27 protein-coding genes and 1 riboswitch are annotated in these 23,815 nt (G+C 65.3%); of the genes, 16 read left to right on the forward strand and 11 right to left on the reverse strand.

Translation table 11 applies throughout. The features are described 5' to 3' along the window. Positions 1–45: 45 nt before the first annotated feature. Positions 46–765, reverse strand: coding sequence for a 50S ribosomal protein L25/general stress protein Ctc (locus ACNJYD_RS34550; protein WP_172788747.1), 720 nt, complete (start codon positions 763–765; stop codon positions 46–48). A 359-nt stretch (positions 766–1,124) separates the two neighbouring features. After that, positions 1,125–1,385 carry an accessory factor UbiK family protein gene (locus ACNJYD_RS34555; protein WP_100235986.1) on the reverse strand — a complete coding sequence of 87 codons (261 nt, stop codon included), beginning with the start codon at positions 1,383–1,385 and terminating at the stop codon, positions 1,125–1,127. A 196-nt stretch (positions 1,386–1,581) separates the two neighbouring features. Here ACNJYD_RS34555 and lgt point away from each other — a divergent pair, with 196 nt between their 5' ends. The 7 genes from lgt (at position 1,582) to ACNJYD_RS34590 (ending at position 8,489) form a co-directional block, all read left to right on the forward strand. Next, positions 1,582–2,427 carry a prolipoprotein diacylglyceryl transferase gene (gene lgt, locus ACNJYD_RS34560; RefSeq protein WP_172788748.1) on the forward strand — a complete coding sequence of 282 codons (846 nt, stop codon included), beginning with the start codon at positions 1,582–1,584 and terminating at the stop codon, positions 2,425–2,427. A 20-nt stretch (positions 2,428–2,447) separates the two neighbouring features. Beyond that, positions 2,448–3,566 carry a class I SAM-dependent methyltransferase gene (locus ACNJYD_RS34565; protein ID WP_439364642.1) on the forward strand — a complete coding sequence of 373 codons (1,119 nt, stop codon included), beginning with the start codon at positions 2,448–2,450 and terminating at the stop codon, positions 3,564–3,566. Next, complete coding sequence (gene pgeF, locus ACNJYD_RS34570; RefSeq protein ID WP_212259374.1) at positions 3,563–4,330, forward strand: peptidoglycan editing factor PgeF; 768 nt, start codon at positions 3,563–3,565, stop codon at positions 4,328–4,330. The genes ACNJYD_RS34565 and pgeF overlap by 4 nt, the downstream gene beginning before the upstream one ends. 113 nt (positions 4,331–4,443) lie before the next feature. Further along, positions 4,444–5,061 carry a hypothetical protein gene (locus ACNJYD_RS34575; RefSeq protein WP_212259373.1) on the forward strand — a complete coding sequence of 206 codons (618 nt, stop codon included), beginning with the start codon at positions 4,444–4,446 and terminating at the stop codon, positions 5,059–5,061. 193 nt (positions 5,062–5,254) lie between these two features. Then, positions 5,255–6,208 (forward strand): ribose-phosphate pyrophosphokinase, encoded by a 954-nt coding sequence (locus tag ACNJYD_RS34580; RefSeq protein ID WP_172788752.1) that lies wholly within the window; start codon positions 5,255–5,257, stop codon positions 6,206–6,208. A gap of 221 nt (positions 6,209–6,429) precedes the next feature. After that, positions 6,430–7,458, forward strand: coding sequence for a putative zinc-binding metallopeptidase (locus tag ACNJYD_RS34585; protein ID WP_439364643.1), 1,029 nt, complete (start codon positions 6,430–6,432; stop codon positions 7,456–7,458). Further along, positions 7,455–8,489: a D-alanine--D-alanine ligase family protein gene (locus ACNJYD_RS34590; RefSeq protein ID WP_439364644.1), complete on the forward strand. Its 1,035-nt coding sequence runs from the start codon at positions 7,455–7,457 to the stop codon at positions 8,487–8,489. The genes ACNJYD_RS34585 and ACNJYD_RS34590 overlap by 4 nt, the downstream gene beginning before the upstream one ends. Positions 8,490–8,601: 112 nt before the next feature. On the opposite strand, the gene ACNJYD_RS34595 is transcribed toward ACNJYD_RS34590, so the two are convergent. Beyond that, on the reverse strand, positions 8,602–9,159 hold the full coding sequence (locus tag ACNJYD_RS34595) for a 6,7-dimethyl-8-ribityllumazine synthase (RefSeq protein ID WP_036027167.1): 558 nt from the start codon (positions 9,157–9,159) through the stop codon (positions 8,602–8,604). Positions 9,160–9,237: 78 nt separating this feature from the next. Beyond that, positions 9,238–9,397: riboswitch (FMN riboswitch) on the reverse strand. A 435-nt stretch (positions 9,398–9,832) separates the two neighbouring features. Here ACNJYD_RS34595 and ACNJYD_RS34600 point away from each other — a divergent pair. Next, positions 9,833–10,333, forward strand: a complete 501-nt coding sequence (locus ACNJYD_RS34600) for a YbjN domain-containing protein (protein ID WP_439364645.1) — start codon at positions 9,833–9,835, stop codon at positions 10,331–10,333. A gap of 178 nt (positions 10,334–10,511) precedes the next feature. Further along, complete coding sequence (gene proC, locus ACNJYD_RS34605) at positions 10,512–11,336, forward strand: pyrroline-5-carboxylate reductase (RefSeq protein WP_439364646.1); 825 nt, start codon at positions 10,512–10,514, stop codon at positions 11,334–11,336. 97 nt (positions 11,337–11,433) lie between these two features. On the opposite strand, the gene ACNJYD_RS34610 is transcribed toward proC, so the two are convergent. The 5 genes from ACNJYD_RS34610 to ACNJYD_RS34630 all read right to left on the reverse strand — a co-directional run bounded on the left by ACNJYD_RS34610 (position 11,434) and on the right by ACNJYD_RS34630 (position 15,937). Beyond that, entirely contained in the window at positions 11,434–11,838 is a 405-nt protein-coding gene (locus tag ACNJYD_RS34610; RefSeq protein WP_439364647.1) for a thioesterase family protein, read from the reverse strand. A 199-nt stretch (positions 11,839–12,037) separates the two neighbouring features. Next, positions 12,038–12,241 (reverse strand): tautomerase family protein, encoded by a 204-nt coding sequence (locus ACNJYD_RS34615; RefSeq protein WP_025033847.1) that lies wholly within the window; start codon positions 12,239–12,241, stop codon positions 12,038–12,040. Between the two features lie 100 nt (positions 12,242–12,341). Further along, entirely contained in the window at positions 12,342–13,862 is a 1,521-nt protein-coding gene (gene hisS, locus ACNJYD_RS34620; protein ID WP_260380979.1) for a histidine--tRNA ligase, read from the reverse strand. 203 nt (positions 13,863–14,065) lie between these two features. Further along, positions 14,066–14,590: a YegJ family protein gene (locus ACNJYD_RS34625; protein WP_260380980.1), complete on the reverse strand. Its 525-nt coding sequence runs from the start codon at positions 14,588–14,590 to the stop codon at positions 14,066–14,068. A gap of 264 nt (positions 14,591–14,854) precedes the next feature. Then, on the reverse strand, positions 14,855–15,937 hold the full coding sequence (locus ACNJYD_RS34630) for a branched-chain amino acid aminotransferase (RefSeq protein WP_212259368.1): 1,083 nt from the start codon (positions 15,935–15,937) through the stop codon (positions 14,855–14,857). A gap of 338 nt (positions 15,938–16,275) precedes the next feature. Here ACNJYD_RS34630 and ACNJYD_RS34635 point away from each other — a divergent pair, with 338 nt between their 5' ends. Genes ACNJYD_RS34635 through ACNJYD_RS34645 form a run of 3 tightly spaced genes read left to right on the forward strand, consistent with a single transcriptional unit; the run spans position 16,276 to position 18,953 of the window. Continuing rightward, a complete protein-coding gene (locus tag ACNJYD_RS34635; protein WP_172788761.1) occupies positions 16,276–16,818 on the forward strand; it encodes a MarR family winged helix-turn-helix transcriptional regulator in 543 nt (180 codons plus the stop codon). Further along, positions 16,815–17,546, forward strand: coding sequence for a response regulator (locus ACNJYD_RS34640; RefSeq protein WP_212259367.1), 732 nt, complete (start codon positions 16,815–16,817; stop codon positions 17,544–17,546). The genes ACNJYD_RS34635 and ACNJYD_RS34640 overlap by 4 nt, the downstream gene beginning before the upstream one ends. A gap of 18 nt (positions 17,547–17,564) precedes the next feature. Beyond that, positions 17,565–18,953, forward strand: a complete 1,389-nt coding sequence (locus ACNJYD_RS34645; protein WP_172788763.1) for an ATP-binding protein — start codon at positions 17,565–17,567, stop codon at positions 18,951–18,953. Between the two features lie 188 nt (positions 18,954–19,141). Here ACNJYD_RS34645 and ACNJYD_RS34650 read toward each other — a convergent pair whose 3' ends face one another. Further along, a complete protein-coding gene (locus tag ACNJYD_RS34650; RefSeq protein ID WP_271509094.1) occupies positions 19,142–19,672 on the reverse strand; it encodes a DUF3617 domain-containing protein in 531 nt (176 codons plus the stop codon). A 45-nt stretch (positions 19,673–19,717) separates the two neighbouring features. Continuing rightward, on the reverse strand, positions 19,718–20,026 hold the full coding sequence (locus ACNJYD_RS34655; protein WP_172788765.1) for a hypothetical protein: 309 nt from the start codon (positions 20,024–20,026) through the stop codon (positions 19,718–19,720). A gap of 182 nt (positions 20,027–20,208) precedes the next feature. On the opposite strand from ACNJYD_RS34655, the gene ACNJYD_RS34660 reads away from it, so the two are divergent. From ACNJYD_RS34660 to ACNJYD_RS34675, 4 genes are all read left to right on the forward strand, one after another. Beyond that, positions 20,209–20,670: a hypothetical protein gene (locus ACNJYD_RS34660; RefSeq protein WP_172788766.1), complete on the forward strand. Its 462-nt coding sequence runs from the start codon at positions 20,209–20,211 to the stop codon at positions 20,668–20,670. Between the two features lie 117 nt (positions 20,671–20,787). After that, a complete protein-coding gene (locus ACNJYD_RS34665; protein ID WP_439364650.1) occupies positions 20,788–21,480 on the forward strand; it encodes a ribonuclease T2 family protein in 693 nt (230 codons plus the stop codon). A gap of 128 nt (positions 21,481–21,608) precedes the next feature. Continuing rightward, entirely contained in the window at positions 21,609–22,469 is an 861-nt protein-coding gene (locus ACNJYD_RS34670) for a 23S rRNA (adenine(2030)-N(6))-methyltransferase RlmJ (RefSeq protein WP_439364652.1), read from the forward strand. A 266-nt stretch (positions 22,470–22,735) separates the two neighbouring features. Then, a complete protein-coding gene (locus tag ACNJYD_RS34675) occupies positions 22,736–22,951 on the forward strand; it encodes a cold-shock protein (RefSeq protein WP_008544396.1) in 216 nt (71 codons plus the stop codon). A gap of 71 nt (positions 22,952–23,022) precedes the next feature. Here ACNJYD_RS34675 and ACNJYD_RS34680 read toward each other — a convergent pair whose 3' ends face one another. Beyond that, positions 23,023–23,646, reverse strand: a complete 624-nt coding sequence (locus ACNJYD_RS34680; RefSeq protein ID WP_172788769.1) for an outer membrane protein — start codon at positions 23,644–23,646, stop codon at positions 23,023–23,025. Between the last annotated feature and the right edge of the window lie 169 nt (positions 23,647–23,815).

Consider the following 23,815-nt stretch of genomic DNA (forward strand, 5'->3'; position numbering starts at 1 on the left):
CCCCGCTCGGCGCGCGGTCAAGGACCGCGCGCCAGCTTCGAGAGATTACTTCTTCTTGTCGCCGCCGGCGGGAGCCTTGGCGGCAGCGGCAGGAGCAGCAGCGGCCGGAGCCGCGGCACCAGCGGCCGGAGCGGCCGCAGCGCCCGGGGCAGCACCAGCAGCGGCAGCCGCAGCAGCGGCCTTCTGCTCTTCGGCGTAACCGGACGGCGGCACGATGGTGACGAGGGTCGCGTCCTCGCGGGTCAGCGCCTTCACGCCGGCCGGCAGCTTGATGTCGGCCAGATGCAGGGAGTGACCGATCTCGAGCGCGCCGACATCGGCCTCGATGTATTGCGGGATGCTCTCGACGCCGCATTCGAGCTCGATCGCGTGGGCGACGATGTTGACGGTGCCGCCGCGCTTCACGCCCGGGGAGCCTTCCGCCTTCACCACGTGCAGGGGAACGCTGATGCGGATGGTGGCGCCTTCGCCCAGCCGCATGAAGTCGACATGGATCGGGAAGTCCTTGACCGGATCGAGGTGGTAGTCGCGCGGAATGACGCGGTGCTTCTTGCCCTCGAGGTCGATGTCGACCAGCGTGGTCAGGAACCGGCCGGCGAGGATGCGCTGGCGCAGTTCACGATCTTCGATCGAGATCGTCAGCGGGGGCTGGTTGTTGCCGTAGATCACTCCGGGCACTCGCCCGGCGCGACGCTCAGCCCGGGCGGCCCCCTTGCCGCTCTTCGGACGTGCGGTCGCCTTCAATTCCTTGACGGTCGTCGCCATGTCGTTAAGTCCTTGTTTTTGCAAAAGTTAATGGGCCGCAAGGCGGCCCATGGCATGGTCCACAGCAAGCCTCCAGGGGTGCGGGGGCCGCGGACGTGGCGGGCTTTTACCCGGAAGACGCGGAAATGACAAGGAGAATGGGCTGGCAGCCCGGGGGGTTGCACCCTCCCCTAGAGGGCCCGGGTTCTTACCCTCCCCTGGAGGGGGAGGGTCGGCTCACATGGAGCGTAGCGAAATGTGAGACGGGGTGGGGTGATCTCTCCCCTCGGGCAGTCCCCGTGTGGAGGGATCACCCCACCCCGCTCGCGCTGCGCGCGATCGACCCTCCCCCTCCAGGGGAGGGTCAGAGAGACCGCGGCTTACGTCGGGGTACCGCCCAGCTTTGCCTCCAGCGCCGCGATCCGCGCCTTCAGGGCTTCGTTCTCCTCGCGCGCCAGGCGCGCCATGTCCTTGACCGCCTCGAACTCCTCGCGCTTGACGAGGTCCATGTCGCGCAGGAATTTTTCGGCCTGGCTGCGCATCACCGTATCGAACTCGCGCTTGACGCCCTGGGCAGCACCGGCGGCGTCGTTCATCAGGCGGCCGATCTCGTCGAAAAACCGGTTGCTGGTCTGGGTCATGTTGGCCTCCGATAAACTTTGCGCGAACTCACGGGAGACAATGGCAATCCGACGAGGCCGGTTCAAGGGCGAAGCGGCGGTATCCTTGTCATGCGCCGGTTTCCTTGCAATCGTATTCAACGTCCCTGCATAAGAGGAATCACGGGGCGTCTGCGGCGCCCAACCGCCGCGATCCCGCTTGGACATAGAAGGCGCGATGCCGTTTCTGCTGATCGACTTTCCCGCCTTCAAGCCGATCGCGATCGAGATCGGCCCGTTCGCGATCCGCTGGTATGCCCTCGCCTATATCTGCGGCATCGTGTTCGGCTGGCTCTATGCGCGCTCGCTGCTGAAGAAGGAGCACCTGTGGGGCGGACCGGCGCCGATGTCGCTGGTGCAGATCGACGACTTCATCCTGTGGGTCACGCTCGGCATCATCCTCGGCGGCCGCACCGGCTACGTGCTATTCTACAACCTGCCCTTCTTCATCGATCATCCCGCCGCGATCTTCAAATTGTGGGAGGGCGGGATGTCGTTCCACGGCGGCTTCCTCGGCTGCGTCGTCGCGGTGATGTGGTTCGCCTATCGGGGCGGCATCTCGATCCTGTCGCTCGGCGACATCACCACCGCGGTCGCCCCGGTCGGGCTCTTGCTCGGACGCATCGCCAATTTCATCAACGGCGAATTGTGGGGCCGCGCCACGGACCCGAGCCTGCCCTGGGCGATGATCTTCCCCAACGATCCGACACAGCTGCCGCGCCATCCGAGCCAGCTCTATGAGGCGGGCATGGAGGGCATCCTGCTGTTTACCGTGCTCGCGATCATGATCCGCTTCGGCGCCTTGAAGCGGCCCGGCATGATCCTCGGCAGCTTCATCCTGATCTATGGCCTGACCCGTATCGCCGGCGAGCATTTCCGCGAGCCGGACGCGCAGCTCGGTTTTCTCTGGGGCGGATTAACCATGGGCATGCTGTTGTCGATCCCGATGCTTATCGTCGGCGCCATACTTATTGTATGGGCTGTCAGGCGCGGTGCGCCGACGCCCGTCCAGGCCATTCGTTAATTGATTTCGAGAAGACCGCCGTGACCGACCAGCCGCTCCTCAACGAGATCAAGGCGCTGATCAAATCCTCTGGACCGATGCCGGTCTGGCGGTACATGGAACTGTGCCTGATGCATCCGCGCTACGGCTATTACGTCTCGCGCGATCCGCTCGGGCGCGAGGGCGATTTCACCACGGCGCCCGAAGTCAGCCAGATGTTCGGCGAGCTGTTGGGGTTGTGGACCGCCTCGGTGTGGAAGCAGATGGGCTCGCCGCAATTCTTGCGGCTGATCGAGCTCGGCCCCGGCCGCGGCACCATGATGGCGGATGCGCTGCGCGCTCTCCGCGTGCTGCCGCCGCTCTACCAGGCGCTCCACATCCACATGGTCGAGGTCAATCCCGTGTTGCGCGACCGGCAGAGCGCGACGCTCGCCAACGTGCGCAGCATCGCCTGGCACGACAGCATCGACGAGGTGCCGGAAGGACCGAGCATCATCCTCGCCAACGAATATTTCGACGTGCTGCCGATCTACCAGATGGTCCGGCTCGAGAACGGCTGGCACGAGCGCGTGATCGAGATCGATCCCAACGGCAAGCTTCAGTTCGGCGCCGCGCCGGAGCCGACGCCCCGCTTCGATGTGCTGCTGCCGCCCCTGGTGCGCGCCGCCCCCATCGGTGCCGTGTTCGAGTGGCGCCCCGACGGCGAGATCATGAAGCTCGCCACGCGCGTGCGCGATCAGGACGGCGCGGCGCTGATCATCGATTACGGCCATCTGCGCAGCGACGCCGGCGATACCTTCCAGGCCATCGCACGCCACACCTTCGCCGATCCCTTGAAGGCGCCGGGCCAGGCCGACGTCACCGCCCATGTCGATTTCCAGGCGCTGGCTCGCGCGGCCGAGGATGTCGGCGCGCGCGTGCATGGGCCGGTGACGCAAGGTGACTTCCTCAAGCGGATCGGCATCGACACCCGCGCCGCCGCCCTGATGCAGAAAGCTGCGCCCGACGTCGCCACCGACATTTCAGTGGCGCTCAAGCGCCTGACCGATACCGGGCGTGGCGGCATGGGCTCGATGTTCAAGGTGCTCGGCATCTCCGAGCCGCGGCTGACGGGCCTTGCCGGCCTCAGCGATCTCGAACAGGCAGGAGAGGCCTCATGACGATCGCTTCGTCGCTGCTGTCGGCAGTGCCCGGCCTCCGCCATGCCTTCTTCACCCGCGAAGGCGGCGTCTCCGGCGGCATCTATTCCGCGCTGAACGGCGGGCTCGGCTCCAACGACGACCAGGCCCTGGTCGCCGAGAACCGGCGCCGCATGGCCGAGCATGTCGGCGTCGCGCCGGAGCGCTTCATCAGCCTGCACCAGATCCATTCGCCCGACGTGCTCATTGCCGAGGCACCGTGGCCGAGCGGGCCGCGGCCGAAAGGCGATGCGCTGGTGACGAAGACGCCGGGCATCGCGCTCGGCGTCTCCACCGCCGATTGCGGCCCGGTGCTGTTCGTCGATCCCCAGGCACGCGTGATCGGCGGTGCGCATGCCGGCTGGAAGGGCGCGCTGACAGGCGTGCTGGAAGCGACCATCGCGGCGATGGAGCAGCTCGGCGCCACGCGCGGCGGCATCATCGCCGCGATCGGCCCCTTGATCCGCCAGGACAGCTACGAGGTCGGCAACGAGTTCGTCGCGCGCTTCATCGAGGCGGATGCGGAGAACGCTGTGTTCTTCATCCCCTCGGTACGCGAGCGCCACGCGATGTTCGACCTCGCCGGCTTCATCCGCAAGCGGCTGGAGGCCGCCGGCATCCTGATGATCGACGACCTCGGTCTCGACACCTATTCCGACGAGCGCTTCTTCAGCTATCGCCGCTCGGTGCACCGCAAGGAGCCGGATTACGGCCGCCACGTTCACGCCATTGCGCTGGAAGCGTGAACACACGGGCAACTCCGTGTTTCTCCGGGGCGATGCCCCGGCACGATGACAGTGGCCTGTGTCGCGCCTGCCCTAGACCTTAATCGATTTTAACGATATCGCTGCCCTCCATAATGAGGGATGCGTCATTCATCTTCCGCCGTGCGGGTTCGCGCGTGCTGGCGGTCATGCTGCTGGCGGCAGCGGCTGCGCTTGGCGGCTGCGCCGGGGGTGGCGGCGGTGCCGCCAATTCCTATGCGATGGCGCCGAGCGCCGGCAGCGGGGCCACCGTTGCCTTCGAATCGATCGACGGCCCACCGCCGCAAGTGTTCGACCGCATGGTCGGCGTGCTCGACAGCGAATCCAAGCTGCGCAGCCTGTCCGTGGTCTCCCGCGAGGGCACGGCTGCCTATCGCGTGCGCAGCTACCTCTCCGCCCAGGTGGTGCGCGGCAAGACCGTGATCGCCTGGGTCTGGGACGTCTACGACGCCAACCAGCAGCGCGCGCTGCGCCTCTCCGGCGAGGAACCGACCTCGGCCAAGGCTGGTCGCGACGCCTGGGCTGCTGCCGACGACCTCGTGCTGCGGAAGATCGCCCAGGCCGGATTCAGCGGACTTTCCAACATGATCAACGGAGCGCCGGATGCACCAGGCGCGGCTCCGGCGTTGCGGGGACCGGCAGTTGCAAGCGTCGTCAAGGACGCTCCCGCGCCTGACATGCCGGCCTCTGCGCTCGGCTATGCCGAGCAATAACCCCCGCTAAACCACGGCCGCAACTTGCGGCCAAGCCGTTGGCCCGACTCAGGATTTTCAAAGGGAAAACGTATCATCCCGGGTTGCCATTGCGGCCTTCCGCCTGATATTTCCTCGCCCGTCGTAACCGTGCTGCCAGCGGGTATTTTCAATGTTGAAGGTCGTATCCAGCAAAGCGCGGGAGGAAGCGTCCATGTCGGCCAAAAACGGCTCCATCAAGCTCGTCGCCGGCAACTCCAATCCGGCCCTCGCCCAGGCGATCGCGCAAGGCCTCGACCTGCCGCTGACCAAGGCGGTGGTGCGGCGCTTCGCCGACATGGAGATCTTCGTCGAGATCCAGGAGAACGTCCGCGGCTCGGATGCCTTCGTCATCCAGTCGACCTCGTACCCCGCCAACGACCATCTGATGGAGCTCCTGATCATCACCGACGCGCTGCGCCGCTCCTCGGCGCGCCGCATCACCGCGGTGCTGCCCTATTTCGGCTACGCCAGGCAGGACCGTAAGTCCGGTTCGCGCACGCCGATCTCGGCCAAGCTCGTCGCCAACATGATCACGCAGGCCGGCGTCGACCGCGTCATGACGCTCGACCTGCATGCCGGCCAGATCCAGGGCTTCTTCGACATCCCGACCGACAACCTGTTCGCCGCGCCGCTGATGGTGCGCGACATCAAGGACAAGTTCGACCTGACCAAGACGATGGTGGTCTCGCCCGACGTCGGCGGCGTCGCCCGGGCGCGCGGCCTCGCCAAGCGCATCAACACCCCGCTCGCGATCGTCGACAAGCGCCGCGAGCGCCCGGGTGAATCCGAGGTCATGAACGTGATCGGCGACGTCTCCGGCCACACCTGCATCCTCGTCGACGACATCGTCGATTCCGGCGGCACGCTGGTGAATGCGGCCGATGCGCTGCTCGCCAAGGGCGCCAAGGACGTCTACGCCTACATCACCCACGGCGTGCTCTCCGGCGGCGCCGCCGCCCGCATCGCCGGCTCCAGGCTGAAGGAGCTGGTGATCACCGACTCCATCCTGCCGACCGAGGCGGTGACCAAGGCGCCGAACATCCGCACGCTGCCAATCGCCAGCCTGATCTCGGATGCAATCGCGCGCACGGCGGCGGAAGAATCGGTGTCGAGCCTGTTCGACTGATTTTTTTGCGGCCGTCATTCCGGACGCCTGGGGGAGGCCAACCGGGAATCCATCTTCCGGTCCGCGTAGATCGATGGATCCCGGCACGTGCTACGCACGCCCCGGAACGACGACCATCCCGCAACGCCACGGTCCCCGCCTCACAGCCCCCGCGGGTTGTTGCCGTCGGCGACCCATGACATCATCCAGATACCGAGTCATCTCTGCCCTCTGGATGCCTGATGCCACGCCGGAAATTTGCTTGGGAGAAGCTGTCGGATGACGAGTTGCTCAAGCAACGCCTCCGCAGCCTGAGGGTTACGGTCGAAGGCACCTGGCTCGAGGACTGCGTCGACACGCTCTACGAGGAACTCGAAGAGCGCGGCATCCGGCTGCGGCCGCACACATGGATCTCGAGCGAATGGTTCAGTCCGGGCGACGTGCCCGGCATCGCCATCCCCTTCTATCTCGCCCATCCGCGCCTGATGAAGCTCGAGAAGAAGATGATGTTCGACGTCGAGGGCGGAACCTGGCGCGAGTGCATGGCCATCCTCCGTCACGAGGCCGGGCATGCCTTGCAGCATGGTTACCAGCTGCAGCGGCGGCGGCGCTGGCAGCAGCTGTTCGGCCCATCGTCGAAGCACTACCCGCGCTACTACCGGCCCAATCCCGCCAGCCGGCGTTACGTTCAACACCTTCGGCTCTGGTACGCACAGAGCCATCCGGACGAAGATTTCGCCGAAACCTTTGCGGTGTGGCTACGGCCGCGCTCGAACTGGCGAACGCGATATGCCGGCTGGCCGGCGCTGAAGAAGCTCGAATATGTCGACGAGCTGATGGGCGAGATCGCCGGAAAGCGGCCGTCGATCACGACGCGGGAGCGTGTCGACCCGCTGGGCCGGCTCAACCAGACACTTGAAGAGCACTACAAGAAAAAGCAGGCGTTCTACGCGTTCACGCCACCAAAGACCTACGACCGCGAACTCTCCCGGCTGTTTTCAGCCGATCCGCGGCACCATCGGTCAACGCCGGCCTCGACCCTGATCAGGCGGCACCGCGCCCAGATCAGGCAATTGGTCGCGCGCTGGACAGGCGAGAACCAGCTCACGCTCGATGCCGTGCTTGACGAGATGATCTCCCGCTGCCGCGATCTCGATTTGCGTGCCGTGGGTCCCGAACAGAAGCTCGTTCTCGATTTCATTGTCCTCGTGACCGCAAAGACGATGCACGCGCTGTTTGGCCCGTCTCGGCGCAAATGGATCGCGCTATGAGACGTCTCCGTATTCTGGTGCTGATGCATCCGGACTTCCTGCCGCCGGACTCCTCCGACGGATACACGCCGCAGGAGATCAACATCTGGAAAACGGAATACGACGTCGTCAGCACCTTGCGTGCGGCCGGCCACGAGGTGCGCCCGCTCGGTGCGCAGGAGGAAATCAGACCGATCCGCGAAGCGATCGAGGAGTTCAAGCCGCACGTGGTTTTCACGCTGCTGGAGGAGTTCCACTACAACGTCGCCTACGACCAGCACATCGCCAGCTATCTCGAGCTGATGAAGGTGCCCTACACCGGTTGCAACCCGCGTGGCCTGATCCTGGCGCGCGGCAAGGATCTGTCCAAGACGCTCGCGCATCACCGCCGTATCGCGGCGCCCGCCTTCGCCGTCTTCCCGATGCGCCGCAAGGTGAAACGGCCAAAACATCTTGCGCTGCCGCTGATCGTCAAGGCGCTGAACATGGACGGGTCCTTTGGCATATCGCAGGCCTCGATCGTCGATACCGACGAGAAGCTGGCGGAACGGGTCGCCTTCATCCATGAGCGCGTGGAGACCGCCGCCATCGCCGAGCAGTTCATCGAGGGGCGTGAGCTCTATGTCGGCGTGCTCGGCAACAACCGGCTGCGCGTCCTGCCGGTCTGGGAATTGAAGTTCGGCAGCATGGGCGGGCGCAGGTCACGCCACATCGCCACCGAAAAAGCCAAGCACGACACCGAGTACCAGGAACGCGTCGGCATCGTCGACGGGCCGGCGAATGACCTTGCGCCCGAAGTCGCCGCACGCATCCAGCGTGCCGCGAAACGCATCTACCGGGCGCTCGGCCTCGACGGTTACGCGCGCATCGATTTTCGTCTCGCCGCCGACGGCACGCCGTATTTCATCGAAGCGAACCCCAACCCGGAGATCGCCAAGAGCCAGGAGTTCGCCACCGCGGCTCAGCACGACGGGCTGAAATACAAAGATCTCCTGCATCGCATCCTGACGCTCGGGATCACCCGCGCCAAGGCGGGTGTGTCGCTGGGGTGACGAGAGGCGATTGCATCGCAGGGTGGGCAAAGGCTCAAAGCGTTGTGCCCACCCTTTTGTCTCGCGAGAAGAGGTGGGCACGCTTCGCTTTGCCCACCCTACGGCAGTGTGCCTACCCCACGATCCCCGCGGCGACCTGGCCGCGCAGGCGCTCCAGGCCGTGCAACGTCTCCGCGCAGGCGGTCGCGACCTCGACACCCTTGATCGCAAAGTGCTTGCGGAAGAAGTCGTAATGCACCTCGGTCTCGTGGAATTGCTGCGGCGTCAGCACGGCCGAGAACACCGGCACCTCGGTGCGCAGCTGCACGTCCATCAGCGCCTTGATCACGGTGTCGGCGACGAATTCGTGGCGGTAGATGCCGCCATCGACGACGAGGCCGGCGGCGACGATCGCGGTGTAGCGCCGCGTCTTGGCGAGGACCTGCGCGTGCAGCGGGATCTCGAACGAGCCCGGCACCTCGAACACGTCGACATGGGTGAGGTGACGGGCTTCCGCCTCCTTCATGAAAGCGATGCGGGCTTCCGCGACCACGTCGCGGTGCCAGCAGGCCTGCACGAAGGCCACCCGCTGCGGTTTGGCGAAGCGCGGATGCGCAGGTGCCGGGTCCACGGGAACCGGCGGCGGCGTTTGGGACGTTTCGGTTTGGGGATCTTGCAGCATCTGATTCATGGCTTTCCTCGGTTTAAGGACCAGAATCAGGGCACACGGAACGACAAACAGCCGCATCGTCTCGATGCGTCTGCCAGCGACCGTTCTCTTTCATCCGGACTTTAACCGTCGGCTTCGGAGTTGCACCGAATCTGCTGACCCTTCCCTTCGGGATAACCCCTCGCGGAAGGCGCTCGCGGGCTTGGACCTTTCGGCCCTTACCGCCGGTGGGGACTTTCACCCCGCCCTGAGAACATCGGCCGTCCGGGATGAACGGCCTAGTCGGAAATATGCCGCCGGCGGGCGGTCGCGGCAAGCGTGTTCCGCATGGGCAAAGCGCATGGTCCCATGCTCGGACGGCGGCCCCGCCCTCGCCCGGCGGAATTTGCGGCGAGCGCCTTTTTGCGGAATCCGATTCCGGTTTGTTCTCATCCGTTAAGAATTGTGGCGGAGATGAGCTGTGGACGAACGAGTCCTGGCTTGTGGACGGACTCGCGACCCCGTTGCGCAGATTCCGCAAATCACATCACTTGATCCGCGACAGGCCCGCGCTGATCCGAGGGATCGCAACAGCGACTCCGAGGAGATTGCATAGGCTAATCCGAGGGGACGCCGTAGCGACGTTTAGGGAGCGCGTGCCGGGCCCAACCGCGTGCGTATCAAAGACAACAAGAAGGCAAGAGGTCGAGACGGCATGTCCCTGCTCGAAGGCACTATCGATTCCAGAAACCATCCGCTCGCGGTGGTCGAGGACATCGCCGCCAGCAACAACTGGCCGTTCGAACGCTCCGGCGAGGACGAACTCACGATTGTCTCGAAGGGACAATGGACCGACTACCAGCTCTCCTTCACCTGGATGGGCGAGATCGAGGCGCTGCATCTGGCCTGCGCCTTCGACATGAAGATTCCGTCCGCGCGCCGCGGCGAGGTGCAGCGGCTTGTCGCCGCCGTGAACGAGCAGCTATGGGTCGGCCATTTCGACCTGTGGACCAACACCGGCATGGTGATGCACCGCCAGGCCCTGGTGCTGCCGGGCGGCCTCACCGCTTCGCCCGCGCAATGCGAAGTCATGCTCGCCGGCGCCATCCATGCCTGCGAGCGCTACTTCCCCGCGTTCCAGTTCGTGGTGTGGGCCGGCAAGACGACGGCGCAGGCCATGGACGCGGCGATGTTCGACACGGTCGGGGAGGCGTAGGGCTCGCCTCGCTCCCAAACGTCGTCCCGGACGAGCGAAGCGAAGATCCGGGACCCATACCGCGTGATTTTCGCCGTATCGCACGATGCTTGTTGCTCTGCTCTCCATCCATTAGAACCGCCTGTGGTTATGGGTCCCGGCCTTCGACGGGACGACACCTTTGTTTGTGGTGACCACAGTGGCGAACAGCACCCTCCAAAACATCACCGGCACCATCCTGCTCGCCGGCGCGGGCAAGATGGGCGGCGCGATGCTGACCGGATGGCTGGCAGGCGGGCTCGATCCGCGCCGCGTCGCGGTGATCGAGCCGCACATTGCGCCCGAGATCTCCGCGCTGGCCGCCAAGGGTGTCGTGCTCAATCCTGATGTGACGACGGCAGGCGCTGTCGAGACGCTGGTCGTGGCGGTGAAGCCGCAGATGTTCCGCGAGGCCGGCGCCAAGCTGAAGCCGTTCGTCTCAGATAAGACCTCGTTGGTCTCGATCATGGCGGGCACCACGATCGCCTCGCTCCAGGAGGTTTGCGGCGGCGCCGTGGTGCGCGCGATGCCGAACACGCCGGCCGCGATCGGCCGCGGCATCACCGTCGCGGTCGCGGCGAACGACGTCAGCGCCGCGCAGCGCGCGGTGGCGGATGCGCTGCTGCGCGCCACCGGCTCGGTCGAATGGGTCGAGGACGAAGGATTGATGGATGCGGTCACCGCCGTGTCCGGCTCGGGCCCGGCCTACGTATTCCTGCTCGCCGAAGAGCTCGCCCGCGCCGGCGTTGAAGCGGGATTGCCCGAATCGCTGGCGACCAAGCTCGCCCGCGAGACCGTCGCCGGCTCCGGCGAGCTGCTGCATCAGTCGGACCTTCCCCCCGCCACGCTGCGCCAGAACGTCACCTCGCCCGGCGGCACGACGGCCGCAGCGCTCGGCGTGCTGATGGGCGAGCCGGGGTTGCGCGATCTCATGATCCGCGCCATCGCGGCGGCGACAAAGCGCTCGAAGGAATTGGCGAAGTAATCAGGTGCCGTAGGGTGGGCAAAGCGAAAGCGTGCCCACCATTTCGATCGAGATTCGGGAGAGATGGTGGGCACGGCGCTTTGCGCCTTTGCCCACCCTACGGCGTCGTGCCCGCGGCCAACCGCTTGTTGAACATCTCGACATTCACGAGCCCGCGGGCGTGGCGGCCTTCGCCGAGCTTGCGCGTGCCCTCGAACGCCTCGACCTCGAAGCGGATGACGCGGCGCTCGACGGCGACCACCTTTGCGGTGGTCCGCACGGTGGCGCCGACCAGCGCGGCGGCAAGATGGCGGATGTCGACCTCGGTACCAACAGTGACCCAGCCCGGCTGCAGCGCGGCGCGGATCGCATCGCCCGATGTCATCTCCATCTCCAGGATCATCATCGGGGTCGCGTAGACAAAGGGCATGCCTGATACGAAATGTCCGACGGTGCGCTCCACCGGGACCACCAGCGTGCGCTCGGCGCTCATGCCTGTTGTGATGAAGTCGCGTGCGTCCATGGGGACCTCAAACTCAGTGTCGTCCCGGACAAGCGCGCCTTAAGCGCGCGCCGATCCGGGACCCATAACCACAGGACGTCGTAGTTGCGGGGACTCGGAGTGACCGCTTCACTTCACAACCACTTCCTGTGGTTATGGGTCCCGGATCTGCGCTGACGCTTGTCCGGGACGACAGCGGTGCTCGCCGCAACGGCGGTGGCTACTTCTTCGCCGCCGCCGCGCGCTCCACGAAGGTCTTGCCGCCCTTCATCTTGTGGCGGAGCGGGGCTTCGTTGATCTGGATGACGACGGCATCGGCATCGACGCCGAGATTCTTCACCAGCGCCTGGGTGATGTCGCGCATCATGCCGGCCTTCTGCTCGTCGGTACGGCCTTCGGCCATGCTGATGGTGATCTCAGGCATTTTTCTCTCCCTTGCGGCCGAACACCGGCCATTGACGGTCGCCATCAAACAAGACGTGGATGCCAGGGACAAGCCCGGGCATGACGGCGTCAGCGAATAGCTAGCCCCAGCTCACGTCATGGCGGGCCAGGACCTCGCGCACCTTGGCGACGAGATCGGCCTCGCTGCACGAGAACTGCGCCGGCCGCGTCTCGCGCCATTCCTGGTTGGAGGCGATCGCGGCGGCCGCCTTGGCGCCCTCGATCAGATCCTTGACCTGCACCTCGCCGCGCGCCTTTTCATCCGAGCCCTGGATGATGACGCAAGGTGAGTTGCGGCGATCGGCATATTTGAGCTGGTTGCCCATGTTCTTGGGGTTACCCAGATAAAGCTCGGCGCGGATGCCGGCACCTCGCAAGCTCGCCACCATCTTCTGATAGTCGGCGACGCGGTCGCGGTCGAACACGGTAACGACGACTGGGCCGAACTCGGGCCGCGTGTCGAGCTTGCCGAGCAGCGTCAGCGCGGCCTGCAGCCGCGACACGCCGATCGAGAAGCCGGTCGCCGGCACCGGCTCGCCGCGGAAGCGCGAGACGAGGCCGTCATAGCGCCCGCCGCCGCCGACCGAGCCGAAGCGCACCGGGCGGCCCTTCTCGTCCTTGGTGTCGAGCAGCAGTTCGACCTCGTAGACGGGGCCGGTGTAATATTCGAGGCCGCGGACGACGGAGGGATCGATCTTGATGCGATCCGCGCCATAGCCCGACGCCGTGACCAGCTTTGCAATCTCTTCCAGCTCGCTGACGCCGGCCTGACCGACTTCGCTCTTGGCGAGATAGGTTTCTGCCGCGGCAATTGCTTCTTTCCAATCCTCGCGCGGCTTGGTGATGGCGAGAACGACGTCGGCTTCCGCCGCGCTCAAATTGGCGCCCTTGGTGAAGTCGCCCTTGCCTTCCTCGCCACCGTCCCAGCGTCCGGGACCAAGCAGCTTGCGCACTTCGTCCGCGGAAAACTTGTCGAGCTTGTCGATCGCGCGCAGCACGGTCAGTCTGCGCGCCGCATTTTCCTCACCCGCCAGGCCAATGGCTTCCAGAACGCCGTCGAGCACCTTGCGGTTGTTCACCTTCACCACGTACTGGCCGCGCGCGATGCCGAGCGCCTCCATCGTATCCGCCGCCATCATGCAGATCTCGGCATCCGCCGCCGGCGTCGCCGAACCGACCGTATCGGCATCGAACTGCATGAACTGGCGGAAGCGGCCGGGGCCGGGCTTCTCGTTGCGGAAGACATAGCCGACGCGGTAGCTGCGATAGGGCAGCACCAGACCGTCGGTGCCGTAGCGCTCGCCGACATAGCGGGCGAGCGGCGCGGTGAGGTCGTAGCGCAGGCTGATCCACTGCTCGTCGTCGTCCTGGAACGAGAACACGCCCTCGTTCGGGCGATCCTGGTCGGGCAGGAATTTGCCGAGCGCGTCGGTGTATTCCATCGCCGGCGTCTCCACCGGCTCGAAACCGTAGAGCTCGTAGACGGCGCGGATCTTCTCGACCATCTCGCGCGTCGCCCGGATCGCTGAGGGATCGCGATCCTCGAGCCCGCGCGGCAGACGCGCCTTCAGTTTCTGGGGTTTTTTGGGTTTCTCGGCCATGCGCGGCGTTTACCAGCCGCGGCGCGGGGCGGCAACCGGGGGCTTTTACCCTCTCCCCTTGCGGGAGAGGGTGGCTCGCCGCGAAGCGGCGAGACGGGTGAGGGGTCTCTATCCACAAACGCCATGCTGAGTTCGCGGAAACAACCCCTCATCCGGCGCTTCGCGCCACCTTCTCCCGCAAGGGGAGAAGGAAGAAGGTCATTCTACGGCTGCTCCATCCGCGCCCGGAGCGCGTCGGCGTCGGCTTTCGGCATGGATTTGAGCAGCGGCTTGATGGTTTCGCCCCCGACGATCTTGCCGTTGCGCATGAACATCCAGTCCGAGATGTCGGCCTCGGTGAACTTGACCGCGTCGCCTGCGTGTTTGCCCGGCAGATCGCGCGGCTCGTTGGCGAACAGGCCCGAATATGTCCCGCCGGGCTGCTTCTTCAGTTCGCCGATCCAGACGTGCTCGCCGCCCCTGCGGGTCGTAAAGTGTACCTTCAGGGCGTGTCCGGTCTCGGACGGCTTTGGCGATTCATAGGAAGTCCAGAAGGTGGGGAGCGTGGCGCGGGCTCGCGCGATCGCCGCATTCATCTCGGGATCGCCGGTGCGCACGTCGACGATCGGCGAGCGGTCCTGCGCTGCGACCTCGCCCGTCGGGCCGATGGTCAGGATGCCGAAAACGGAAGCGCCGGTGATGGCGGCGAGTACGACCCATTTCATGGGTTGGGAGAGTTTCATTGCCATGATCGCGATGTCCAGGATGCTTGTTGTGTCCTGGCTTTGTCGCGTAGTTGTGGCGAGGAGTTCATAGCGCAAAAGTCCACAAACCTTGCGCTTCTTACCCTCCCCTGGAGGGGGAGGGTCGGCTCGCATCTGAGCGTAGCGAAGATGAGAGACGGGGTGGGGTGACGGTCTCTCCACATCGAACACTGCCCGAGTTGAGAGATCACCCCACCCCGCTCGCGCTGCGCGCGATCGACCCTCCCCCTCCAGGGGAGGGTGACGAGATCAAAACACCTTGCGGATCCAGTTGTGCGGATCGTTGGTGCGGCCGTACTGGATGTCGACGAGCTGCTTGCGCAAGCCCATGGCGACGGGGCCGGCCGCACCGCCCGAGATCTCGAAGTCGCCGCTGACCGAACGCACCTTGCCGATCGGCGAGATCACGGCGGCGGTGCCGCAGGCGAACGCTTCCTTGAGCCTGCCTGCGGCCGCATCCTTGCGCCACTGATCGAGCGAATAAGGCTCCTCGCGCACCGTCTTGCCCGCATCCCGGGCGAGCGCGATGATGGAGTCGCGGGTGATGCCGGGCAGGATGGTGCCGAGCGGCGGCGTCGAGAGCGAGCCGTCGTCGAACACGAAGAACACGTTCATGCCGCCGAGCTCCTCGATGTAGCGGCGCTCCACCGCATCGAGGAAGACGACCTGGTCACAGCCATGCTGGATCGCCTCGGCCTGGGCGCGCAGGCTCGCGGCATAATTGCCGCCGCATTTCACTGCACCGGTGCCGCCGATCGCGGCGCGCGTGTAGTTCTCCGACACCCAGATCGAGACCGGCGCAGGCCCACCCTTGAAGTAGGAGCCGACCGGCGAGGCGATCACCGCGAAAATGTATTCGGACGACGGCTTGACGCCGAGAAAGGTCTCGCTCGCGATCATGAACGGGCGCAAGTAAAGGCTGCCCTCGCCGCCCGGCATCCAGGCGCGGTCGATGCGCACGACCTGCTCGACCGCCTCGATGAAGACGTCTTCCGGCAGCTGCGCCATCGCCATGCGATCGGCCGAGTCCTTGAAGCGCCGCGCATTGGCGTCGGGGCGGAACAGGTTCACGCCGCCGTCGTCGCGCTTGTAGGCCTTCAGGCCTTCGAAGATCTCCTGGGCGTAGTGCAGGACCGCGCCGGCGGGATCGAGCTGGAAGTTGGCGCGCGCCTCGATCTTCGCCTCGTACCAGCCGCCCTTGGCCTGGTTGTAGCGGACGATGGCCATGTGATCGGTGAACACCCGCCCGAAGCCGGGATCCACCAGCTTGGCGACACGGTCCTTCTCAGGCGTCGGATTGGATGCGGGCTGGATGTCGAATGTCATGCTCATGTCCTTGCCTCCCGCTGCCGGTGGCGGCGCTGTTTCTCGCGCCCGCCTGCCCGTTCGGGCCCGGCTGGCTTGATTGGGTTTCTGGCCGGACCGCCACCAGCCATGTTACGGCCGGTTTCCGCGGCCAGCATGTCCCCGAGGACATGCTTTTGCGGAAGGCGGAAGTCCAGTATGTTTTGCCGAAATGCCGCTCGACAATCGCACGGTAGATCTGCTTCGGCCGTCGCCGCCTGTCCGGCTCTCTCCGGCCGTCCTGCTCCGATGCCACCCGGCGCGAAACGATCTAAAGTTTCGTGTGGGTCGATCCTTTTGTAACATTGAACCCAAGATACGTCAATATGCCTGACATAAATTTCGCGACTCCCCCTCAAGATGCCGCCGGGACCAAGCCGGCCGCAGGTGACGGAGGCAATTTGCGCTGGGATATCATCGAGCTGCTGTTCTTCGCCTATCGCGATTTCGTCGGCGATCCCGACCAGGAGCTGGAGGCATTCGGCTTCGGCCGGGCCCATCACCGGGTCATGCACTTCGTCTACCGCTATCCCGGGCTGAAGGTCGCCGATCTGCTCGACGTCCTGCGCATCACAAAGCAGTCGCTCGGCCGGGTGCTGAAGCAGCTCCTGGACGAGGGCTATATCGTGCAGAAGACCGGCGACAATGACCGTCGCCAGCGCCTGCTCTACGCGACACCGAAGGGCGAGGCGCTGGTGCAGAAGCTCGCCGGACTGCAGACCACGCGGATCACCAGGGCGCTCGCCGAGATGGGGCCCCAGGATGCCGAGACGGTCAAGCGCTTCCTGCGCGCGATGATCGACCGCGACGATCCGGACAAGGTGCTCGAGACGATCTTCGCTTCCGTCAACCAAGACGCCAAGGAGTGACCGTGCCGCTCGCTGCCACGATCGCCCGCCCGCCGGTGCAACCGGCCGATGATGCCCCGCATCTCTTGCTGGTCGATGACGACCGCCGCATCCGCGACCTGCTCTCGCGCTTTCTTGCGAGTGAAGGCTACCGCGTCACCACCGCGGCGAGCGCCGGCGATGCGCGCTCGAAGCTCATGGGCCTGCATTTCGATCTCCTGATCCTCGACGTCATGATGCCCGGCGAGACCGGCTTCGACCTCGCCCGCTTCATCCGCACCTCGTCGTCGGTGCCGATCGTGATGCTGACGGCGCGCCACGAGGCGGAAGCCCGCATCGAGGGCTTGCAGATCGGCGCCGACGATTACGTGGCAAAGCCGTTCGAGCCGCGCGAGCTGGCGCTGCGCATCAACAACATCCTCAAGCGCGCCGCGCCGCCGCCGCAGGCCACGGCGGTCGAGAAGATCGCGTTCGGTCCCTATGTCTACCATCTCGAGCGCGGCGAATTGCGCCAGGGCGAGGAGGTCATCCACCTCACCGACCGCGAGCGCGAGATGCTGCGGATTCTCGCGGAGACGCCGGGCGAGACCGTGCCGCGCAGCGCGCTGACCGGCAACGGCAGCGTCAATGAGCGCGCCGTCGACGTGCAGATCAACCGCCTCCGGCGCAAGATCGAGACCGATCCTGCCAATCCGCTGTTCCTGCAGGCGGTGCGCGGCATCGGCTACCGGCTGGTGGCCTCGCCATAAACCAGTGAAGCGCGCCAGATGAGCACGATCGATACCGGCCTGACGCTTCTGAAGAGCGCCGCCGGCCGCGTCTCCGCCGCCAACGGCTGGATGGGCAACGCGTTCAAGGGCTGGATGCCGACCGGCCTCTACGCCCGCGCGCTCCTCATCATGATCGTGCCGATGGTGGTGCTGCAATCGGTCGTCGCCTTCGTGTTCATGGAGCGGCACTGGAACACGGTGACGCGACGCCTGTCGGCCGCGGTGGTGCAGGACATCGCCGCACTCATCGACGTCTACAAGGGCTATCCGCAGGACAAGGACCGCAACGAGATCCGCCGCATCGCGCAGCAGCGGCTCGGTCTGGTCGTCGATTTCCTGCCCGCCGGCGACATGCCGCCGCCGGGACCAAAACCGTTCTTCTCGCTGCTCGACCAGACGCTGTCGGTGCAGCTCGGCCGCCAGATCGGGCGATCGTTCTGGATCGATACGGTCGGCCGCTCTAACTTGGTCGAGATCCGCATCCAGCTCGACGATGCCGTGATGCGCGTGTTCGCGCAGCGCAGCGCCGCCTATGCCTCCAACTCGGAGATTTTCCTGTTCTGGATGGTCGGCACGTCCTCGATCCTGTTGATCGTGGCGGTGCTGTTCCTGCGCAACCAGATCAAGCCGATCCTGCGCCTTGCCGATGCCGCCGAGAGTTTCGGCAAGGGCCGCGAGGCGCCGAACTTCAGACCGCGCGGCGCGCGCGAGGTGCGGCGCGCGGCGGTCGCCTTCCTCGAAATGAAGTCGCGCATCGAGCGCACGATGGAGCAGCGCACCGCGATGCTCGCCGGGGTCAGCCACGATCTGCGCACCATCCTGACCCGCTTCAAGCTCGAGCTGGCCCTGATCGGCGACAATCCCGAGCTCGAGGGCATGCGCAAGGACGTCGACGAGATGTCGATGATGCTGGAGGATTACCTCGCGTTTGCGCGCGGCGATTCCGGCGAGCAGTCGCAACCGACCGACATGGCGCAGGCGCTCGAGGAGCTGCGCAGCGATGCCGAGCGCCACGGCCATACCGCGACCGTCGCCTTCAACGGTCTGCCCGTGGTGACGGTGAAGCCGGCCTCGTTCAAGCGCTGCCTCGCCAACCTCGTCACCAATGCAGCGCGCTACGGCAAGAACATCGCCATCACCGGCCAGCGCGATCACCGTTATTTGACGGTCACCGTCGATGACGACGGCCCGGGCATACCCGCGCACTTGCGCGAAGAGGTGTTCAAGCCGTTCCTGCGGCTGGACAACGCCCGCAACCAGGACGAAGGCGGCACCGGCCTGGGGCTCGCGATCGCCCGCGACATCGCCCGCTCGCATGGCGGCGACATCACGCTGGGGGACAGCCCGATGGGGGGATTGAGAGCGAGCGTGCGGATTCCGGTGTAGGCTTTCTTACCTCTCCCCGCTTGCGGGGAGAGGTCGAATGCGATCGCAGATCGAATTCGGGTGAGGGGGTACAGGTCCCTTGACGACCGCACGTGTGGAGAGAGGCCCCTCACCCCAACCCTCTCCCCGTAAGAACGGGGCGAGGGAGCGCACCGATTTTCGGACTACTGTCTCGCGACCATCTGACCCTACTTCGGCAGCAGCGCCTTCAGCTTGTCCATGTCGCGCGTGTTCATCTTGAAGCCGCCGGGCATGACGATGTCGCCGGGTTTCTGATCCGGCTTGCAGGCCCCGAGCCATTTGGCTTGCAGCGTCGTGGTGCTATCGCGCCCGGCCGTGCCGGCGACGCCGCCTTGCGCATGCGAGGTCGTCTTCACCGTGTAGGCCGAGTTGAAATCGCCGGTGATCTCCGCATGCGAGGTCGTGCTGACGCCGGCGACGCTGCACTCGGAATCGCTGACATAGCCGGTCGCAGTCTTCTTGATCTCCTGCTTGGCGCAGATCTGCTTGGCCATCGGGGAGACGTTATTGCTCATCTCCTTGTCGACGGTCTCGTCGGTGCAGTGCTGCATGGTCATCTCGGGCACCGGCGAGCCTGATGTGACCAGCTTCATCTCCCAAAGACCGGGTTTGCGTACCGGCAGGTCGTCGGCGCTGGCGCCGCCTGCCGACAACGCGAGGCAGAGCGTCGAGCCGAGCAAAGCGAATTTGCGCGTCATGTCGAAGGCTCCCGGCTGAGAGAAGTGCGGCGCTACGACAGCACCTCAGTAGAGCGTGCGGATCGGCCGATCGGCGGCGCCATAGGGCACCCAGCGGCAGGCGAACGAGATGTAGCCGCCCTCATAGGCCTGCACGCCCAGGAATTTCGCGACCTTGCCGTAGCGGGCGCAGTGATCGACCGCGACCTGACGCGCATCGACCTGGGTCGCCATCGAATAGGCGATGATGCCGCCGGTGTCGTTGCCCTTGAACGGCGGCACCGGAGCAAAGATGTCGGCGCGCGCCGACTGGCTCGCCATCATGCCCGAGACAACCAGGCTGGCAAGAAGGCCCGCGGCCGCAATGATTCGCATTCCCGTCACTCCAATTGGCTGGCGCCAGTTTACGGTGCCGGGAGGGGCGTGAAAAGAACCGAACCCTGTTGGCCGCGACATCTTGGTCAAGTCCTGGCGAAGTGTTGCCGCGCTGCACTTGACCTCCCCCAACCTTCGCGGCACCGTCCGACCTTCGCAAGAGCCAGCTGTCCGGATTGACCATGCGCGCCCCCTCCCAGAAATCGCTCCGCTTTGCCGCCGTGCTCGGCCTCATGTTGGGAGCGCTGTCGCTCGGCGAGGCCAGGGCCGCCAATCCGCTCGAGCTGAATTTCTGGCTGAGCGGGCCGCGCTATGACGGCGCCGTGGCCGATTGCGACAGGGCGCTGCCGACGATCGCCACCCAATTCTGGGAAAAGGAAAGCGGGTTCTGGAATTCCCCGTTGAAGATCACCGGCTTCTCCGCCGTTCGCGAGGTCGCGTTCCGCCCCTGGCAGTCCGACAACATTCCGCGCCGCTATTGCACCGCTGACGCCATGCTCACCGACGGCAAGGTACGCAAGGTGCATTTCTCGCTCATTGAGGATGGCGGCTTCGCCGGCTACGGCAACGGCGTCGAGTGGTGCGTGGTCGGCGTCGACCGCAACTGGGCCTACAATCCGGCCTGCCGCGCCGCCAAGCCCTGACCGGAAGCGGCTGATTCGGGCTGATCAGCCGGCCGACGACTGCCGCCCCAATTTTGTTCTTGAAATGTTCCCATCGCCTGCTAGGCTGTGTGCACAGTCTAGTTGAGGGGCGTCGCCATGTTTCACTCTCGATTGCGTTCGTTGTCCCGTCTGATGATCTCGCTGACCCTCGCAACTGGGTTGGCCACCCTCGCCGGCGGTGCGAAGGCGCAGGACAAGCGGCAGAACGCACCCGGCGAGTTCGATTTCTATGTGCTGTCGCTGTCGTGGTCGCCCTCGTTCTGCGAGGAAGCAGCCGAACGCGGCGGCCGGTCCCAGATGCAATGCGGCGGCCGGCCCTACGCCTTCGTGGTGCATGGGCTGTGGCCGCAATACGAGAACGGTTTTCCGGAATATTGCCAGCGGCCGGCGCCGCGCCTGAACCGCAACATCGTCTCCTCGATGCTCGACCTGATGCCGGCGCCGGGCCTGATCTTCAACGAGTGGGACAAGCACGGCACCTGTTCCGGGCTCGAGGGCCGCAGCTATTTCGAGATGATCCGCAAGGCGCGCGCCGCGATCAAGATTCCGACCGAGTATCTCGATCTGTCACAGCCCAAGACCGTCGCGCCGGCGGACGTCGAGGAGGCCTTCATCAAGGCCAATCCGGGTCTCAGCAATGCCGCCGTCTCGGTCACCTGCAACCGGACACGGCTGTCCGAGGTCCGCATCTGCCTCAGCAAGGACCTGCAATTCCGCGCCTGCGACGAGATCGAGCGCCGCGCCTGCCGCCGCGACCAGGTGACGATGCCGCCGATCAGGGGCGGCTAGGCCCGTCATTGCGAGGAGCCCTTGCGACGAAGCAATCCAGACTGCCTTCGCGGAAAGATTCTGGATTGCTTCGCTGCGCTCGCAATGACAAGGGGATGGGATCGCGCCAGACAACGTAGTCCTATCCCATGAACTACCGCCACGCCTTCCACGCCGGCAGCTTCGCCGATGTCATCAAGCACATCGTGCTGGCGCGCATCCTCACTTATCTGCAGGACAAGCCGGCAGCGTTCCGCGTTATCGACACCCATGCCGGCGCCGGCCTCTACGATCTCGACAGCGACGAGGCGCGCCGCGGCGGCGAATGGCTGACCGGCATTGCCCGGCTGCTGCAGGCGCGCCTGTCGAACGAGAGCGCGGCGCTGACGAAGCCCTATCTCGACATCGTCCGCGCCTTCAATCCGAAGGGCGAGCTGAAGGTCTATCCAGGCTCGCCGTTGATCGCGCGCGGCCTGCTCAGGCCGCAGGACCGGCTCGTCGCCTGCGAGCTCGAGCCGAAGGCACGGAAAGCGCTGATCGACGCGCTGCGCCGCGACGAGCAGGCCCGCGTGGTCGATCTCGACGGCTGGGTGGCGCTGCCGGCTTTCGTGCCGCCGAAGGAGCGGCGCGGCCTCGTGCTGATCGATCCGCCCTTCGAGGCCAAGGACGAGTTCGAGCGGCTCGGCGACGTCTTCTCGGCGGCGTTCGCGAAATGGCCGACCGGTATCTACGTAATCTGGTATCCCGCCAAGAACCGGCGCGCCACCGACATGCTGGCGCAAACCGTGGCGCGGCTCGCAGCTGCAGCAAAGCCACCCGGAAAATGCCTGCGCCTCGAATTCAGCGTCGCGCCGCAAGCCGACAGCGCCGCCCTCACCTCCACCGGCCTCCTGATCGTCAACCCGCCCTACACGCTGCACGGCGAGCTCAAGACCATTCTGCCGGAGCTGGAAATACCGCTCGGCCAGGGCGGGGCCGCCAGATTCCGACTGGAGGCGCCCAAGCCTTAACGTCAGGCCGTAACACTCCGGCATTCTTGGGAAAAATATGCAGGACCGGTAGTCAATCTGCGAAGAACCGTATTATGCTATTTCCGTGACTGGCTTTACGTTCCGCTTCCGCGAATGGTTGCGGCGGAGTGAAGGCCCTAAGAAAGATCCCGCCGGACCGATCAGGTCCGTCCAAGGGATGGCCAGCTCCCGGGCTCCGTATGGCCCGGTCATGTCGCGACGTGAGTCTGCGTCGCGGCGGAGGAGCAATGAGGGGGAGTTTCCCGATGGCCATGACGGGAACGGTCAAGTTCTTTAACGGCGAGCGCGGCTACGGCTTCATCAAGCCTGACGACGGCGGTCGCGATGTCTTCGTTCACATCACCGCTGTGGAGCGGGCGGGACTGAAGGACCTTGCCGAAGGACAGCGTATTACTTTCGAAGTCGAACCGGACAAGAAGGGGAAGGGACCGAAGGCGGTCAATCTTGTGATCCTCTCCTAGCGAGCCTGGCGCGAAAAAAATCCCGGCCGCAAGCGGCCGGGAGGCTGGTCCGGTATTTTCTTCTTTGGATGTCAGAAGCGATAGTTCACGCCTGCGCGGACAACGCTGGCGCTATAGCCGTTTGATACGCCCGTAATTGCGAACTGGCTGGTCGACAGATCGATGTAGAGATATTCGAGCTTGGCGCTCCAGTTCGGCGTGAGGCCGACTTCCGCACCGGCACCGATGGTCCAGCCGGCGGTGGTGTGCGACTCCGTCCAGCCGAAGGTCTGCGCCCGCAGCTCGCCGAAGGCGAGGCCGGCGGTGCCGTAGAACAGCACGTTGTTGAACGCATAGCCGGCGCGGCCGCGCAGGGTGCCGAACCATGGGTTGGAGAATTTCCACGGCGCAAAGGTGTCGTCGGCGCCGGCGGCCTGGATGTCGCCCTCGACACCGAACACCCACGGGCCGTTCTGGAAATTGTAGCCGGCCTGCACACCGCCGACGAAGCCGGACGGCTTGGTGGGATTGTTGTCGACCGAGCCCCATTGATAGCCGATGTTGCCGCCGAGATAGGGACCTGCCCAGCTATAGGCATTGAGCGGCTGATTGACGGTATAGGGCGCACGCTGCCCGTAATTGAGATCGGCGGCCTCTGCCGAAGCTGTCCAGCCGGCTGCAACCAACGCGGCTGCGCCCACAACGAGCCTCTTCATCACTCACTCCAACGCAACTGTCGCAACCGAGCGATGTCCGCGCCGCCGCGCGAGCAAAACCGGACGGTTACGGAACCAAGAACTTTTCGCGTAGGATTTATCGAGAGTTTTAAGTTAAAGGGCTGTTAAGTCGGGTTACCGCCCGCTTAACAGACTTAAGGAAGCGTTA

The sequence above is a fragment of the Bradyrhizobium sp. SPXBL-02 genome (assembly GCF_051853065.1).
Lineage (GTDB): Bacteria > Pseudomonadota > Alphaproteobacteria > Rhizobiales > Xanthobacteraceae > Bradyrhizobium.

Bases quoted from the DNA above. Each gene is read 5' to 3' on its own strand.
- ACNJYD_RS34550 (WP_172788747.1), bottom strand. From the start codon at position 765: ATGGCGACGACCGTCAAGGAATTGAAGGCGACCGCACGTCCGAAGAGC.
- ACNJYD_RS34555 (WP_100235986.1), bottom strand. From the start codon at position 1,385: ATGACCCAGACCAGCAACCGGTTTTTCGACGAGATCGGCCGCCTGATG.
- lgt (WP_172788748.1), top strand. From the start codon at position 1,582: ATGCCGTTTCTGCTGATCGACTTTCCCGCCTTCAAGCCGATCGCGATC.
- pgeF (WP_212259374.1), top strand. From the start codon at position 3,563: ATGACGATCGCTTCGTCGCTGCTGTCGGCAGTGCCCGGCCTCCGCCAT.
- ACNJYD_RS34575 (WP_212259373.1), top strand. From the start codon at position 4,444: ATGAGGGATGCGTCATTCATCTTCCGCCGTGCGGGTTCGCGCGTGCTG.
- ACNJYD_RS34580 (WP_172788752.1), top strand. From the start codon at position 5,255: ATGTCGGCCAAAAACGGCTCCATCAAGCTCGTCGCCGGCAACTCCAAT.
- ACNJYD_RS34585 (WP_439364643.1), top strand. From the start codon at position 6,430: ATGCCACGCCGGAAATTTGCTTGGGAGAAGCTGTCGGATGACGAGTTG.
- ACNJYD_RS34590 (WP_439364644.1), top strand. From the start codon at position 7,455: ATGAGACGTCTCCGTATTCTGGTGCTGATGCATCCGGACTTCCTGCCG.
- ACNJYD_RS34595 (WP_036027167.1), bottom strand. From the start codon at position 9,159: ATGAATCAGATGCTGCAAGATCCCCAAACCGAAACGTCCCAAACGCCG.
- ACNJYD_RS34600 (WP_439364645.1), top strand. From the start codon at position 9,833: ATGTCCCTGCTCGAAGGCACTATCGATTCCAGAAACCATCCGCTCGCG.
- ACNJYD_RS34610 (WP_439364647.1), bottom strand. From the start codon at position 11,838: ATGGACGCACGCGACTTCATCACAACAGGCATGAGCGCCGAGCGCACG.
- ACNJYD_RS34615 (WP_025033847.1), bottom strand. From the start codon at position 12,241: ATGCCTGAGATCACCATCAGCATGGCCGAAGGCCGTACCGACGAGCAG.
- hisS (WP_260380979.1), bottom strand. From the start codon at position 13,862: ATGGCCGAGAAACCCAAAAAACCCCAGAAACTGAAGGCGCGTCTGCCG.
- ACNJYD_RS34625 (WP_260380980.1), bottom strand. From the start codon at position 14,590: ATGGCAATGAAACTCTCCCAACCCATGAAATGGGTCGTACTCGCCGCC.
- ACNJYD_RS34630 (WP_212259368.1), bottom strand. From the start codon at position 15,937: ATGAGCATGACATTCGACATCCAGCCCGCATCCAATCCGACGCCTGAG.
- ACNJYD_RS34635 (WP_172788761.1), top strand. From the start codon at position 16,276: ATGCCTGACATAAATTTCGCGACTCCCCCTCAAGATGCCGCCGGGACC.
- ACNJYD_RS34645 (WP_172788763.1), top strand. From the start codon at position 17,565: ATGAGCACGATCGATACCGGCCTGACGCTTCTGAAGAGCGCCGCCGGC.
- ACNJYD_RS34650 (WP_271509094.1), bottom strand. From the start codon at position 19,672: ATGACGCGCAAATTCGCTTTGCTCGGCTCGACGCTCTGCCTCGCGTTG.
- ACNJYD_RS34655 (WP_172788765.1), bottom strand. From the start codon at position 20,026: ATGCGAATCATTGCGGCCGCGGGCCTTCTTGCCAGCCTGGTTGTCTCG.
- ACNJYD_RS34660 (WP_172788766.1), top strand. From the start codon at position 20,209: ATGCGCGCCCCCTCCCAGAAATCGCTCCGCTTTGCCGCCGTGCTCGGC.
- ACNJYD_RS34665 (WP_439364650.1), top strand. From the start codon at position 20,788: ATGTTTCACTCTCGATTGCGTTCGTTGTCCCGTCTGATGATCTCGCTG.
- ACNJYD_RS34670 (WP_439364652.1), top strand. From the start codon at position 21,609: ATGAACTACCGCCACGCCTTCCACGCCGGCAGCTTCGCCGATGTCATC.
- ACNJYD_RS34675 (WP_008544396.1), top strand. From the start codon at position 22,736: ATGGCCATGACGGGAACGGTCAAGTTCTTTAACGGCGAGCGCGGCTAC.
- ACNJYD_RS34680 (WP_172788769.1), bottom strand. From the start codon at position 23,646: ATGAAGAGGCTCGTTGTGGGCGCAGCCGCGTTGGTTGCAGCCGGCTGG.